Below are 14,354 nucleotides of genomic sequence, written 5' to 3'. Positions count from 1 at the left end.
GTCCGTCTACCTTGACCCTGAGGTCGGGACGCTGCAAACGTACGTGCGCATACGCTGCGTCACCTGCCGCGGAAAGAGACCGAACCCTAACGGCTCATCAAAAAAGAGCCGCGTCATGTGTATCGTGTAGCCTGCGTGGAAGAGAACGCAGCGCGTTACTGAACATCGGCATCAGGCACCTTTCTCCAGCCCGGACCCGGGTCAAACGACTTCGTGGTCTCCGCTTTGGCGGCACTGTCCGGTCCGAGGTCTCGTTGATAGACCTGCCCCGCGTGACTCACCATGAAACTCTTGATCCCCGTGTCTCCGTATTTGACGGGCCAGGCGATGACGGCAAATCCGCCGAACAGCTTGCCTCGCACGACGTAGTCATAGGCACCACCAGGCGCGTGCGGTCCTTGTGACTCGAGCAGCTTGTAGTGGTACCCGTAGTAGCCGGCATTCTTCGCATTGCGCGAACTTGCATCAACGAACGCGTCGCCGAGCGGACTCGGGGTCCCGTCCGGTTCGGTGGGCCAGTACAGACCGTCGTGTTTGCCGGGCGAACTCACCATCCTTGACGCATAGGCAAGGACGCCCTCGCCATCGTGATTGGTTTGTGCATACTCGCGCTGCGCGTCGTAGATCGCGAGCATTGTCTGAATGACAGCCAGTTCATTGCGTCCGATGCGCCGCAATCGCATTTCTTCCGCGCCGGCGTGCGTGTCAAAGTGCCATCCCTGCTTGGTCTTGACGAGTGGAACCGGAAACGTCCAGCCGTTGTCGCCCACGATGATGTGCGCGCGTCCTTTAACCGTCGGCCCGATCGTGTGAGACCTTGCCCATTCCGCGACAAACGTATCCCGCAGCTCGCCACCAACAGGTGGTATCAGATCACGGAAGTCGTTGCCAAAGATCTTGCGCAACGTATCCTCGCGATCTTTCACGACGGCGTCTCCAAAGGCGTTCATCGCTGCCTCTGGCGAGCCGAAGTTATTTTGCGCATGCACTGCTGTTGTCGTTGCGACCGACAGGACGGCGACGGCCGCAAGGTTCGCGAGTGTGGGCGTCAGCCATTGCTGGACGACGCTTGAATGGAATTCCATGTTTCGCTCCTTAACGCCTGCCACCGCGGAATCCACCGCCGCCGCGCATGCCTGCGCCACCAGAGGGCCGGTTAACCCCTGAACCCCGCATGCTCGAGCTACCCCTGTCGAAGTTGCGTTGTGCGGTGCGGCCGCTCGTGCCCACGCCGTTGAAAGCGTTGTCGCGTCCGCCGCTGTAACCGCCCCTGCGATCGCCGCTGCTCACACGATTCACGTCAGCTCCCGCGCGATTCGACGCGCCCCGGTTCGCGCCAGCAGAACGGTCTGCCGTCGCTGCGCGATTGCCTGCCCCTGCCCGGTCATTGGTGCCGGGACGGTTACCCGCGTCGCTTCGGCCGCGATACTGGTCACGCGTGCCGGCACGCGGCGACTGCCCGGCGAATTTGTCGCGGGTTGCATTGTCGCGGTAGGCGACGCCCTGGCGATGGCTCGCATCATGCTGCCATCGACCGCCTTGCCCCTGGACCTTGCTGCGATCGAAGTTGCGGTTGATGTTGGCGGCCTTGTCGACGTTGATGTTGACGTCGCCTCCGCCCCAACACGAGTTGCAGTCGCTGAAGATTGCGCCGGCGGCAGCTATGCCAATGCCAAAGGCAAAGCCTGTCGCGAGGGCCGCACCGGGATAGTAGCCAGGATAATAGGCGGGATACGGCGGCCAGTAGTAAGGCGGATAGGCAGGATAGCTCCACGCGCCATACACGACGGTTGGATCATAGGCGGGCACATAGATCACCTGCGGGTTCGCGGGCTCGATCTTCACGATGGTCTGCCCGCCGCCAGCAGGTGCCCGTTCGACGATCACGTTCTGCTGTTCGTTCGACTTGAGGTTGCCCGACTCCTTCGCGTGTGCCCGCAAGCGCTGCACGGCGGCGAAGACGTCCTTTTGCTGCGCAAGAAAGGCGTCGCCGAGCTTCTGGGTCCAGTCGATCTTGTCATTCATCGGCTCAAGTATCTGCGGAAACGCCACCAGCGATTTCACACTCGTGTCCCACGGCTGGTTCTCTACCGCCTTCACGGCGGCATCGCCCTTCACCTTCGGATTCGCTTTCACCCAACGCGCCGCGTGCACGATCTCCAGCGGATAGGTCGACGCCATCAATACCTGCGCCAGCACGGAGTCAGGGTAAAGCGCGATCGGCGCGACCAGGGCTTCGATCTCCTCTGGCTTGAATGGCGCTGGGCCCGGCGCCACCGGGCCTGATGGTGCGGGGCCTGATTGCGCCGGGCCTGATGACGCGGTGTTCAATGATGCCGGGCCCGATTGCGCCGGGCTGGTTGGCGCGGTGCTCAATGACGCGGGGCCTGATGGCGGGGGGCTCGCCGGAACGTGATCTGCACACGAGGGGATGGCGGTCGGCAGAACCAGCCATAACAAGTGGGCTCTAGCCCATCGGGCCTTCCAGTTGATCATGGCCCCTCCGCCCGGCAGGTTCCTGTCGAGGACAACGAGGCGTTCCTGCCTGTCATAGAAGTCGCTAGTGCCTGCGTGCCTGGCTGCCCGGATGGTCCGGGCGACGACTCGGGAAGCAAAGAGTCCGGGGTAAACTCAATCGCGAGTGTCTCCCATCCGACTCTGAACCTATCTCCAGTCGTGCGCTCCTTATCGCCAATAACGACCATCAGCAAAACGAAAGCAACAATGACATGGAGCCAGAACGCAGCCTGCTCGAATCCCTCGAAATCATGTTTCACGTCGAGTCTCGAAACGCAGGAAGACCTACGGGACCACCCACACAATTGCGGAATATGTCTTACTGGCCCGCACCGTGGTGAGCGACTGACACCGCAGCATCGCGCTTCTTCTTCGCTTCCGCTTTCTTGTGGTCATACACCTTTTTTGCCGCCGCGACTTCACGGTCGTATTCTCGATTCGCCGCAGCAACCTGCTGGTGCATCCTCACTATCTCGTCCGGATGTTCAGCGCCCGCCGATGTGCCGGCTCCTGAATTGTTCTGCGCTCCAACGCCAAGGGACGCCAGTCCTAGCGTAGCGGCCATCAAGACTGCGGTCGTGTGTTTCATGGCGAACTCCCGATGTTGTGCCTGCATTGTCTGTCTATCGGTAAGAAACCGACCGCTTCCAGCCTATACGCGTTGAAATGGATGTGGTATTGGACTTTGGTCCAATGACTGGTTGGCGGCCACGGGATGCTTATTAGAGCGCGCGGAAAGCCCTTCGTGAACGTCGGGGATATAGAGCGCGTCGACCGTTCGCAGTTCAGCGATCGCGAGTGACCGATCTCACCCGGAACTAAACGCGGACCTACGAAACGAGCCGCGCGAAAACGAAATTCGCGCTGCACGACTGAAGCGCGCCTTTTCGCTTACGTGGAATTGGAATTCAGTCCGCTTCCAGCACGACGACCGTGCGCGGCTGTATCAAACAGTGATCCAGTTCAGTCGCTGCCGCGCGTGGCGCCGCAACAATGTCATGCGGGCTACCCTGCGCGGTATCGACGATCCGGTGCCAGCGTCTCCCGTCGAGGACAGTGGGAAGCGCGACATGACATGCCGAATCGTCCATGTTCAGGACCACATGAAGGAGCGCCTCTCCAGGATCTTCACCGCCCAGAGTAAATGCGAGAAGCCGCGCTCGTGAATTCTGCCACTCGGGCTCATGCAGCCGTTCGCCGTGCCATGCGATGTCCGGGTGCGCGTGGCCTTGCACGGGTCGCCCCGTCAGAAAGCGCCGCCGGCGCAGACTCGCGTGACGCTTGCGCAGCGCGATCAGTTCGCGCATGAACCGCAGCATCCCCGATGCGGATTCGACCCGACGCCAGTCGAACCACGAAAGCGCGTTGTCCTGGCAATAGCCATTGTTGTTGCCGTGCTGGCTACGGAGTACTTCGTCGCCCGCGAGCATCATCGGCACGCCCTGGCTCAAGAAAAGTATGGCCATCAGATTGCGGGCCTGACGGCCGCGCAGTTGAACGATTCCCGCGTCATCCGTTTCGCCTTCCGTGCCGCAGTTCCATGACAGATTGTCGTTTGAGCCGTCACGGTTTTCTTCACCATTGGCCTCGTTGTGCTTGCCGTTGTAGCTGACAAGGTCGTGTAGCGTAAAGCCGTCGTGACAGGTGACGAAGTTCACGCTATTGCCCGGCAATCTGCCGTCGTCCGCGTAAAGGTCCGCACTTCCTGCGATACAGGTTGCCACCGCGCCGATGATCCCGGCGTCGCCGCGCACGAAGCGGCGAATCACATCGCGGTAACGTCCATTCCATTCCGCCCACGCCATGCCCGGAAACGCCCCGACGTGATAGAGGCCAGCGGCATCCCACGCTTCCGCGATCAGCGGCACGCGCGACAGGATGCGCGACGATTCGATCGCCCATGGAAGTGGCGGATCGGTCATCAGTTCGCCATGCCGGTCTCGCGCGAAGACGCTCGCTAGATCGAACCTGAAGCCATCGACGCCCATTTCTTCGACCCAGTATTCGAGGCAATGCACGATGAACGCCGTCACGAGCGGATGATTGCAGTTCACCGTGTTCCCACAGCCCGTGTAGTCGAGATAGCGGCGTGCGTCGCGGGGATCGTGCTGATAGAAGATGTCGTTGGCGAACCCCTTGAAGTTGATGACGGGTCCCAACTCGCCCGCTTCCGCCGTGTGATTGAAGACCACGTCGAGCAGCACCTGAATTCCCGCGGCGTGCATGGCGTCCGTCATCGCGCGAAATTCGTTCACGGCGTTTGCCGGATCGACACAATAGCGCGGATGCGGGCTGTAAAAACTATGCGTGCTGTAGCCCCAGTAGTTGACGAGACCGCGCGCGGCGACTGCGGCGGGCACATCCTGTTCGTCGAACGCCATCACGGGCAGCAGTTCGACGTGCGTCACGCCGAGTTGCTGAAAATACGGAATCTTTTCGATCAGTCCGTCGAATGTGCCGGGATGCCGAACGCCGCTCGATGGATCGCGTGTAAAGCCGCCGACATGAAGTTCGTAAATGATCGCGTGATCGAGGCCACACGCAACCGGCAAGCGTGGCGCAGCCGTGGATTCGACGACGATCGCGCGGTAAGCCGTGTTCGCGGCGTCCGCCAATTCGATGGTCTTGCGCCGGTCCCAGAGCATGTCGCTTACCGCATGCGCGAACGGATCAAGCAGTTCGCGGCGCGCGTCGAACACACGCCCAGTGTTTTGAGTATCACGCGGCCCGTTCACTCGCCACGTGTAGAAGACGTGCGGAGCCAGATTCTCGACGAGTACGTGCCAATAGAAGAACGAGCGATTGTGCTCGGACGTCAGCACGACGACCTGGAACGGCGCCACGCTATCCGGCGCTTCATACAGCAACAGTTCGACGTGCGTCGCATGCCGGCAGAAGATGCAAAAGTTGACACCTTCCGGCACCACGGTCGCGCCTGGCGGAAAACGTGATCCGGCGCGTACGACATAACGCTGGACCGGTTCGGCATCAGCTTCTGTCAAGGTCGATTCTCACGGGAGAGATCTTCCAGATGCGCTCGCAGTACTCGCTTATCGCGCGATCCGAAGAGAATTTCCCGGAGCGCGCCGTATTCAGAACCGACATGCGAGTCCAGCGCGCCGGGTCTTGCCACGCTGCGCTCACGCGCTCCTGACACGTCACGTAGTCGGTATAGTCGGCAAGTACGAGGAACGGATCGGATTGCAGCAGATTCTCGACGAGCGGCCGGAACACCTGCTTGTCGCCGCGCGAAAAATATCCGTCCGCGATCAGGTTGAGTGTCTCGCGCAATTCCGCGTTGTTGTCGGCGTATTGCGCAGGACGGTAGCCATCATGCGTCACATGCTCCACCTGCTCGGCAGTCAGGCCAAACAGGAAGAAGTTTTCATCGCCCGCTTCTTCACGGATCTCGACATTCGCGCCGTCCAGCGTTCCAATCGTGATGGCGCCGTTCATCATGAACTTCATGTTGCCGGTGCCGGACGCTTCCTTGCCGGCCGTTGAAATCTGCTCCGACAGATCGGCGGCCGGATAGATGAACTGCGCATTCTTCACATTGAAGTCAGGGAAGAACACGACCTTCAACCTGCCTTCCATTGCCGGATCGTTGTTCACGACTTCAGCGATGCCCGTAATCAGCCGGATCATCAGCTTCGCCATCGCATAGCCCGGCGCCGCCTTTCCGCCGAAAATAAAGCAGCGCGGCGCAGCGCCCTGATCCGCATTGCGGCGCAGGCGCTGGTAAAGCGTGATGATGTAAAGCGCGTTCAGATGCTGCCGCTTGTACTCGTGGATACGCTTGACCTGGATATCGAACAGCGCATCGGGATTCACGACGATATTCGTCACATCGCGAATGCGCTCGCTCAGAAGCTGCTTGTTCGCACGCTTGACGGCACGCCATTTTTCGAGGAACGCCGGGTCGTCGGCATAGGCATCGAGTTTCCGAAGACGCGTGAGATCCGTGACCCATCCATCGCCCACGGTCTCATCGAGCAGTCGCGCAAGCCCTGGATTACTCAGCAGCATGAAACGGCGCGGCGTCACGCCGTTGGTCACGTTATGAAAGCGCTCGGGCCACAGTTGCGCGAAGTCGCGCAGCACGGTCTCCTTGAGCAGCGCGGAATGCAGTTCCGCCACGCCGTTCACCGCACGACAGCCAACCGTCGACAAATGCGCCATGCGCAATTTCTTGTCGCCCGTCTCGTCGATCATCGACATTCTCGCCACGGACGCGTCATCGCCGGGATAGCGTTGCCGGATTTCCTCGAGAAATCGCCGGTTGATCTCGTAGATGATTTCGAGCGGGCGCGGCAGCAGGCTGCGAAAGAGCGGCAGCCCCCAGGTCTCGAGCGCTTCGGGCAGCAGCGTATGGTTCGTGTAGGAGAGCGCATTGCGGGTGATCTCCCATGCCTCATCCCAGGGCAGCAGCCGCACGTCGACGAGCAGGCGCATCAGCTCCGCGACGGCGATGGACGGATGCGTGTCATTCAACTGCACCGTGAACATGTCCGCGAAGCGTGCGATCGGTTCGCCCTTCAGATCGAGCAGGCGCAGCATGTCCTGTAGCGAGCAGGAGACGAAGAAGTACTGCTGCGCGAGACGCAGCCGCTTCCCCGCCTCGGGCTCGTCGTTCGGATAGAGCACCTTCGACAGCGTTTCCGAAATCACCTTTTCCTGCACGGCTTCGTAGTAGTCGCCTGCGTTGAAATCCTGAAGGTCAAACGACTCGACGGCTTCGCTCTTCCACAGACGCAGCGTGTTGCAGGTGTTGACCCGATAGCCGAGCATCGGCGTATCGCAGGCAACGCCCTTGACCATACGCGCGGGCGTCCACTGCACGCGAAGACGGCCTTCCGCATCGGTCGCGCATTGCGTCTGTCCGCCGAAGGCGACGTAGTAGGCGACGTTCGGGCGTACGATTTCCCAGGGGTTGCCCTTTTGCAGCCACTTGTCGGTGACTTCCACCTGGCAGCCGTCGCGGATCTGCTGGTCGAAGATGCCGAACTCGTAGCGGATGCCGTAGCCGACGGACGGTATTTCGAGCGTCGCCAGCGAATCCAGATAGCAGGCGGCGAGCCGCCCGAGCCCGCCGTTGCCGAGCCCCGGCTCTTCTTCGATCGCGAGCAGCGCGTCCAGGTCCTGGCCGAGCGCCTGCATCGCGGCTCGTGCGTTGGCTTCGATGCCCAGGTTGACGAGATTGTTGCCGAGCTGCGGCCCGATCAGGAACTCGGCGGAGAGGTAGCACGCGACCCGCAGCTCGCTCGCGACATAGGTCTGGATCGTCGCCTCCCAGCGCGCCAGCATGCGATCGCGGACACTGTAGGCGAGCGCCATGTACCAGTCGTGCGGCGTGGCGATGGCTGGCGAGCGGGCCTGCAAACAGGTGAGATTGTCGAGCACGCCGCGCCGCAGCGCATCGGCATTCAGCCCGCTACGCGCGAGATCGCCGTTGCGCGTTGCGCTGTCGATTGTGTCGGCGGCCATGGTGTACCCCTCCAGTTATCGGGCCGGCGTTCAATCCGGCCATACCCAGTCGGTGATCTCCGCGCGGTCGATGCCATGCGTGTGCGCGTAGTTCAGGTTGCTGATGATTGCGTTCTTCATGTCTTCCCTGAGATGCGCGGTCCGCCCTTGCAAACGCGGCACGCGGTCGAGCACATCGATCACCAGATTGAAGCGGTCGACCTGATTCAGTATCGCCAGTTCGAGCGGCGTGTTGATGTTGCCCTTCTCCTTGTAGCCGCGTACGTGCAGATGCTCGTGATTGCGGAACCGATAGGCGAGCTTGTGAATCAGCCACGGGTAGCCGTGGAAGTTGAAGATCACCGGCTTGTCCACCGTGAAGAGGCTGTCGAATTCGCGCTCGGTTGAGCCATGCGGATGTTCGCTGGCGGGCTGCATTCTGAAGAGATCGACGACGTTCACGAAGCGCAGCCTGAGTTCGGGCAGCCGCTCACGCAGGATGGCCGTAGCCGCGAGCGCCTCCTGGGTCGCGACGTCGCCGCATGAGGCCATCACGACATCCGGCTCCTCGCCTTCGTCGTTGCTCGCGCGCCGCCACACACCAAGCCCCTTCGCGCAGTGCACGATGGCCTCGTCGATGGTGGTGAATTGCAGGTGCTTCTGCTTGTCTGCGACGATCACGTTGATGCAGTCGGTCGAGCGCAGACATTCGTCGGCTACTGCAAGCAGCGTGTTCGCGTCGGGCGGAAGATAGACGCGCGTCACCGACGGGCTCTTGTTGGTGACGAGATCGATGAAGCCCGGGTCCTGATGCGAGAAGCCGTTGTGATCCTGCCGCCACACCGTCGACGACAGCAGGATGTTTTGCGACGACACCGACGCGCGCCACGGCACGTGGTTCTTGCAGATGTCGAGCCACTTCGCGTGCTGGTTGAACATCGAATCGATCACATGCGCGAACGCTTCATAAGTGTGGAAGAAACCATGCCGCCCCGAAAGCAGATAGCCTTCGAGCCAGCCCATCAGCGTGTGTTCGGACAGTATCTCCATCACCCGGCCGTCGCGCGCCAGTTCTCCGCCGTCTTCGTCCTCCGGCAGCATGTCGGCCATCCAGACCTTCTTGCTGACCTCGTAGATCGACTGAAGCCGGTTGGACGCCGTTTCGTCCGGGCCGAACACGCGGAAGGTGCGCATGTTCTCGCGCATCGTGTCGCGCAAAAATTCCCCGAGCGGCCTGGTGTTCTCCTGCAGCACCTTACCCGCCTGTGTCACGTCCACCGCATAGTCGCGGAAATCGGGCAGCTTCAACTCCCTGCGCAGCATGCCGCCGTTGGCATGCGGATTGGCGCTGAGGCGGCGCGGCCCTTCGGGGGCGAGCGCTTTCAGTTCGGGAATCAGCCGCCCGTCGGCGTCGAACAGTTCTTCGGCCTTGTAGCTGCGCAACCAGCTTTCCAGCAATTCCAGGTTAGCAGGGTTGCCGCGTACGTCTGCGAACGGCACCTGATGCGAGCGCCACGAGCCTTCGACCTTGTGGCCACGGATCGTCTTGGGGCCTGTCCAGCCCTTGGGCGTGCGCAGCACGATCATCGGCCAGCGCGGCCGCTCGACATCGCCGCCCGCGCGCGCCTTCTCGTGAATTGCGCGGATCTCGGCGAAGATCGCATCGAGCGTGCTCGCCATCTTCTGATGCATCTCGATATGGTCCGACCCTTCGACGAAATATGGCGTGTATCCATAGCCGACGAACAGCGCCTCGAGTTCATCGTGACTGATACGCGAGAGCACCGTCGGGTTGGCGATCTTGTAGCCGTTCAGGTTGAGAATCGGCAGCACGGTGCCGTCGCGCGCCGGATTGACGAACTTGTTCGAATGCCACGCGGTGGCGAGCGGTCCCGTCTCCGCTTCGCCGTCACCGACGACGCAGGTCACGATCAGGTCGGGATTATCGAGCGCGGCACCGTACGCATGCGACAGGCTGTAGCCCAGTTCGCCGCCTTCGTGAATCGAGCCGGGCGTCTCCGGCGTCACATGCGAGCCGATATGCCCGGGAAATGAAAACTGCTTGAAGAACTTCTGCATGCCTTCTACATCTTCGCTCTTGTCGGGATACACCTCCGAGTAAGTGCCTTCCAGATACGCAGGGCCGAGCACGCCGGGCGCACCATGCCCTGGGCCCGCCATGAAGATGACATTGAGATCGTCGCGCTTGATGACGCGGTTCAAATGCGCCCACACGAACGACAGCGCCGGGCTCGCGCCCCAGTGCCCGAGAAGGCGCTGCTTCACGTGCTCGGCCTTCAGCGGTTCGCGCAGCAGCGGATTGTCGATCAGATAGATCATGCCGACGGACAGGTAGTTGCATGCCCGCCACCAGGCATCGATCAGCCGAAGTTCGTCGGAACTCAGGGGAGTTTGCTGCGAAGCGTCTGACGAGGAGTGCTTGTCCATGTCGACCTCTCCTTCGGGTGGCTGTGCTGGCGCTTCAGTGAATCTGCCGGGCCGCGTCGCGCCAGTGGACGGTCTCGCTACATCCGTAGTGCTGCCAGGCGAAATATGCGTACAACAAGCCAGAATACGTTACCGCGCGTGCATTTCAAGTCGACGTACAAACGGTCATATTTTCGTCATGTATGGCGCGTTCATCCGTCGATTCGTTGTGCGCGGCACCAACTGTCCAGACGCCCCGCATTCAGAACCTGAAGATTACATTCAGGCTAGGACCGCTGAAGCGCAGCGTCTGCACGAGCTGATCACCCGAGCCGTAGAAGGCGAGATACCGATACGTCAGACTGATGTCACCCCACTTCAGCGCGTAGCCGAGCCCTGTCATCGCCTGCCATGTGAACTTCGACGTTCCGGCGCCGAGGTCGAGATAGAACGGCACGTACCAGCCGTCGTCGCCCGTGATCGACACACGTCCCCGCACGCCCGCGAAGCCGTCGAAAATGTTCTGCACCTGCGATACGTCTACTTGCGGGTTCGCGCCCACGCCCGCGCTAGTGGTTGAGAAGGCTGTCGCGTCGAGCGTGCCCTTCGCGCCAAGATAGCGCATCCCCACGATCGCATCGACGTAACCCCACGACTGCCGCATCATCGTGCGCCCGCCACCGATCTCGACCAGCGTGCCTCGAAAGCTCGTTTCGACGCTCTGCTGCGTTTCGCGCGGTCCGAACAGGCCGTTCGTCGCATTGACCGCACTCTCGTGGCGCCCGAAGTTCAGATAGATCCCGTCCGCGAAGAAACTCCAGTCGCCCTTGCGCGCTTCGCCCTGAATCATGAAAGCGAATTTGAGGTTCTGCAGATAATCGTATGGACCCGTGGAAGCATCGGCGCCGCCGCCCGGCAGCGAGAAGCGCATCGTGCCGTCCACGGATGGCAGCCACAGGTATGGCGCCACGGCGAACTGCCAGTGATCGCCCGCATCGCTTCGCGTCGGCGCAGCGTCCGACGCCTGCGCGAACGTTGCGACGAACGTCAGGGCGGCGATGCATCCGCAGTATCCACGCATGAAAGGAGTCTCCTCTGCTTCCATTCGAATGAACGCGCCACCTGGCCGAATCGGCTTCCAATCTGATGAATGCGCCGCCGCATATCGGCAGGCGTGAGTCACGGGGCCTTGATTTCGTTTTCGAGCGTCTGTCCTTGCTCGAATGCCGTTGCGCTTTGCAGCGTCGTTTCGCAGATCGTGGTCAGCGCTTCCCGCGTCAGGAACGCCTGGTGCCCCGTCACGATTACATTCGGGAAGGAGACCAGCCGCTGGATGAGGTCGTCCGCAATCACGACGCTCGATAGATCCCTGAAGAACAGGTTTGCCTCCTGCTCGTAGACGTCGATCGCGAGGCCGCCCAGCTGACCTGATTTGAGGGCTTCGATGACGGCCTCCGTATCGATCAGCGCGCCGCGGCTCGTGTTGATCAGCAGCGCGCCCGGCTTGGCGCGCGACAGCGTTTCAGCGTTGATGATGTGGTGCGTCGCTGGCGTCAGCGGACAGTGCAGCGAAATGACGTCCGCTCTCTCCCCAATCTCACCGGGGGCCGCGTAACGCGCGCCCAGCGCCTCGAACTCTCGCGACGGCATCGGATCGTAGCCGATCACTTCACAGCCGAAGCCGAGCATGATCTTCCCGAACACACGGCCGATCTTGCCGGTGCCGACCACAGCGACCGTCTTGCCCGTCAGGTCGAAACCGATCAGGCCGTCGAGCGAAAAATTCGAATCCCGCGTCCGGTTGTACGCGCGATGGATTTTCCGGTTGATCGCGAGCAGGAGCGCCACCGCATGTTCCGCGACGGAGTTCGGCGAGTAGTCGACCACGCGAACGACTTTCATCCCGAGTCGGGCCGCCGCCTCCAGATCGACGTTGTTGAAGCCGGTGCAGCGCAGCGCCACCAGCCGCGTGCCGCCTTGCTGGAGGGCCTCCAGCACCTGGGCGTCCGCGCGATCGTTGACGAAAATGCAGACAGCGGGATGGCCGGTTGCAAGACCTGCTGACTCGGCCGTCAGCGGCATTTCGAAGAAATTCAGCCTGTGATGTCGATTCGCGTTGGCCTCGTCGAGGTAGCGGCGCTCATAGGGCGTCGAGCTGAAAATGGCGATCTCCATGGCGTGCCTCCCATCTCCGGATAATCGCGATAAAAGCCAGAACCACGGCGCGCGTCACGCCCGTGCACAGGCAGCGTGAGACTGTCGTCGGAATTTAAGGGCAGAGGGTGGTCACTGGAAAGACTACATCATGCGCGCGCGGGATGAAATGCGACCTTGGTCCAATGCCCGCGCCATTAGTGCACGGTTACGTGTAATGTCAGGCGTCCAACAAACCTCAACGAAACCTGCCAGACATCCCGTCCAGGCATCTCAGCCGCTGCGGTCATTCGAGCCCCCCACATAGGGTCGGTTTCTCGAGGACCGGTATGCGAGAAATAATCAGGCGCCCACCTTTCAATCGTCGTTGGAGCCGCCACCAGACCCGCGACGGCTTCAGAGGTCGAGAATCCGCAGCCCGGTCGCGCTGCCAGTTTTTCACGCGAACGATGGTAAAATGTATCGCAAAAGCGATACATGGAGGTCTATCATGAAGACGGCTACGATCCCGGCATTGCGCGTCGAGCCGGAGCTGCGGCGGGCGGCGGAAGAAGTCCTGCATGAAAACGAAAGCCTGTCGTCGTTCATGGAGGCTTCGCTCCGCGCAAGCATCGCGCAGCGAAAACTTCAGCGGGAATTCATTGCGCGCGGGCTCGCCGCTCGCAACGAGGCCCGTGAGACCGGAGAATATTACGAGGCTGGCGACGTGCATGCCGAGCTTGAGGGCATGCTCCGGACAGCGAAACGGGCGAGAAATAAACCGTGACATTCCGGGTCCGTTATACGGGCGGCGCACGACGCGATCTGCTGCGACTCTATGAGTTTCTGCTCGACCGTGACGTGGCGGCAGCCGAGCGCGCATTGGAGGCATTGCGCAAGTCGACCGAAATTCTCGAGGAGTTTCCCTTCACCTGCAGGAAGGCCGACGCCAACAATCCCTTCCTTCGCGAACTGATCGTCCCATTCGGTTCTTCCGGCTATGTTGTCCTGTTCGAGATCGACGACGCGACGACCGTTACTATCCTGGCCGTCCGGCATCAGCGGGACGATGACTATTATTAGGCGGCCAGTCGGCCATGGTCCGTCGGACTCACGCCTCGTCACCCGGATCCACGAGGTCAATCCGGAACTGCCAACCTTCGAACGCAATTAACATTGCCCCAAAGTCGGACCAGTCGACACGCCTGCCATCAAATGACTACACATGGCAGCCGGTCTCTCTCGTTGCCGTCCCACTCGATTCGTCCACGAACGGTCGTTTCGGCTACCACGAGATGGCCCGCATCCTCGACCAGATGTTTGACTGCCAGGGCACGCTTCATCTTCTGGACCAGATTGCCCAACAGCTCAAACGGGTCCGACCGCGGATCGCCGAGAACCTGGAAACGGAAGCCTGCATAGTCGTCGTCACCGGGAACCGGCTCGAACGCTTCCAGTGAAAGCTGATCGCCGAACAGCAGACTGCGGAAATGGAACTCGTGTACGACGCCATCCGCATCGGACAGCCGCACGGGCGTGAACTCCGGATGTTCGAAGGCGTGAACCTCGGCAAGATCCGCCATCTCGGTGTTAAAACAGCGGCTGCAGAGCAACCGGAAGCTGCCGTCCGCCGAAGCAACGCTGACAACGTCGTGCGATGGCGGGATTGCTCCGCATCGAACGCAGGTGTTCTCGGCCATCAGCGCTCCTTGCAAACACAGTTGACGGTAGTCATTGTCACATGTCTGTTGGCGTGATCTCCGACCGCGCTCAGACATACGGTGGCCAAATACGAAATGGATGTTTCAAAA

Annotated in this window: 12 protein-coding genes; 2 read left to right on the top strand and 10 right to left on the bottom strand. The window is 61.2% G+C overall.

What is annotated here, in order from left to right; translation table 11 throughout:
• Positions 1–155 precede the first annotated feature (155 nt).
• The 8 genes from BMW76_RS33135 to BMW76_RS33095 form a co-directional block, all read right to left on the bottom strand.
• A complete protein-coding gene (locus BMW76_RS33135; RefSeq protein ID WP_090872952.1) occupies positions 156–1,085 on the bottom strand; it encodes a DUF2950 domain-containing protein in 930 nt (309 codons plus the stop codon).
• Between the two features lie 10 nt (positions 1,086–1,095).
• Positions 1,096–2,496 (bottom strand): DUF3300 domain-containing protein, encoded by a 1,401-nt coding sequence (locus tag BMW76_RS33130; protein ID WP_090872950.1) that lies wholly within the window; start codon positions 2,494–2,496, stop codon positions 1,096–1,098.
• A gap of 340 nt (positions 2,497–2,836) precedes the next feature.
• Positions 2,837–3,106: a hypothetical protein gene (locus tag BMW76_RS33120; protein WP_090873016.1), complete on the bottom strand. Its 270-nt coding sequence runs from the start codon at positions 3,104–3,106 to the stop codon at positions 2,837–2,839.
• Positions 3,107–3,425: 319 nt separating this feature from the next.
• Positions 3,426–5,519: a glycogen debranching protein GlgX gene (glgX, locus tag BMW76_RS33115; protein ID WP_090872946.1), complete on the bottom strand. Its 2,094-nt coding sequence runs from the start codon at positions 5,517–5,519 to the stop codon at positions 3,426–3,428.
• Positions 5,506–8,004, bottom strand: a complete 2,499-nt coding sequence (locus BMW76_RS33110; RefSeq protein ID WP_090872944.1) for a glycogen/starch/alpha-glucan phosphorylase — start codon at positions 8,002–8,004, stop codon at positions 5,506–5,508. The genes glgX and BMW76_RS33110 overlap by 14 nt, the downstream gene beginning before the upstream one ends.
• A 30-nt stretch (positions 8,005–8,034) precedes the next feature.
• Positions 8,035–10,431: a phosphoketolase family protein gene (locus BMW76_RS33105; protein WP_090872942.1), complete on the bottom strand. Its 2,397-nt coding sequence runs from the start codon at positions 10,429–10,431 to the stop codon at positions 8,035–8,037.
• A gap of 241 nt (positions 10,432–10,672) precedes the next feature.
• Positions 10,673–11,491 carry a hypothetical protein gene (locus BMW76_RS33100; RefSeq protein ID WP_090872940.1) on the bottom strand — a complete coding sequence of 273 codons (819 nt, stop codon included), beginning with the start codon at positions 11,489–11,491 and terminating at the stop codon, positions 10,673–10,675.
• Positions 11,492–11,589: 98 nt separating this feature from the next.
• The gene (locus BMW76_RS33095) at positions 11,590–12,585 is read right to left on the bottom strand and encodes a 2-hydroxyacid dehydrogenase (protein WP_090872938.1); all 996 of its coding nucleotides are present in this window, start codon (positions 12,583–12,585) and stop codon (positions 11,590–11,592) included.
• Between the two features lie 469 nt (positions 12,586–13,054).
• On the opposite strand from BMW76_RS33095, the gene BMW76_RS33090 reads away from it, so the two are divergent.
• Together BMW76_RS33090 and BMW76_RS33085 are read left to right on the top strand one after the other, a co-directional pair.
• Positions 13,055–13,330, top strand: coding sequence for a YlcI/YnfO family protein (locus BMW76_RS33090; protein WP_090872936.1), 276 nt, complete (start codon positions 13,055–13,057; stop codon positions 13,328–13,330).
• Complete coding sequence (locus BMW76_RS33085; RefSeq protein ID WP_090872934.1) at positions 13,327–13,626, top strand: type II toxin-antitoxin system RelE/ParE family toxin; 300 nt, start codon at positions 13,327–13,329, stop codon at positions 13,624–13,626. Before BMW76_RS33090 ends, BMW76_RS33085 begins: the two co-directional genes overlap by 4 nt.
• Before the next feature lie 28 nt (positions 13,627–13,654).
• Here BMW76_RS33085 and BMW76_RS42985 read toward each other — a convergent pair whose 3' ends face one another.
• Together BMW76_RS42985 and BMW76_RS33080 are read right to left on the bottom strand one after the other, a co-directional pair.
• Positions 13,655–13,720: a DUF7713 domain-containing protein gene (locus tag BMW76_RS42985; RefSeq protein WP_456090368.1), complete on the bottom strand. Its 66-nt coding sequence runs from the start codon at positions 13,718–13,720 to the stop codon at positions 13,655–13,657.
• A 34-nt stretch (positions 13,721–13,754) separates the two neighbouring features.
• Positions 13,755–14,243: a DUF7686 domain-containing protein gene (locus BMW76_RS33080; protein ID WP_245763478.1), complete on the bottom strand. Its 489-nt coding sequence runs from the start codon at positions 14,241–14,243 to the stop codon at positions 13,755–13,757.
• Positions 14,244–14,354 lie beyond the last annotated feature (111 nt).

This window comes from Paraburkholderia diazotrophica (genome assembly GCF_900108945.1).
Classification (GTDB): domain Bacteria; phylum Pseudomonadota; class Gammaproteobacteria; order Burkholderiales; family Burkholderiaceae; genus Paraburkholderia; species Paraburkholderia diazotrophica.
The sequence above is the reverse complement of the archived record's forward strand: the minus strand, read 5'-3'. Positions and strand labels throughout refer to the sequence as shown.

Coding starts and splice junctions, on each gene's coding strand:
- BMW76_RS33120 (WP_090873016.1), bottom strand. CDS start 3,106: ATGAAACACACGACCGCAGTCTTGATGGCCGCTACGCTAGGACTGGCG.
- BMW76_RS33080 (WP_245763478.1), bottom strand. CDS start 14,243: ATGGCCGAGAACACCTGCGTTCGATGCGGAGCAATCCCGCCATCGCAC.
- BMW76_RS33110 (WP_090872944.1), bottom strand. CDS start 8,004: ATGGCCGCCGACACAATCGACAGCGCAACGCGCAACGGCGATCTCGCG.
- BMW76_RS33105 (WP_090872942.1), bottom strand. CDS start 10,431: ATGGACAAGCACTCCTCGTCAGACGCTTCGCAGCAAACTCCCCTGAGT.
- BMW76_RS33130 (WP_090872950.1), bottom strand. CDS start 2,496: ATGATCAACTGGAAGGCCCGATGGGCTAGAGCCCACTTGTTATGGCTG.
- BMW76_RS33135 (WP_090872952.1), bottom strand. CDS start 1,085: ATGGAATTCCATTCAAGCGTCGTCCAGCAATGGCTGACGCCCACACTC.
- BMW76_RS33100 (WP_090872940.1), bottom strand. CDS start 11,491: ATGCGTGGATACTGCGGATGCATCGCCGCCCTGACGTTCGTCGCAACG.
- BMW76_RS33090 (WP_090872936.1), top strand. CDS start 13,055: ATGAAGACGGCTACGATCCCGGCATTGCGCGTCGAGCCGGAGCTGCGG.
- BMW76_RS33095 (WP_090872938.1), bottom strand. CDS start 12,585: ATGGAGATCGCCATTTTCAGCTCGACGCCCTATGAGCGCCGCTACCTC.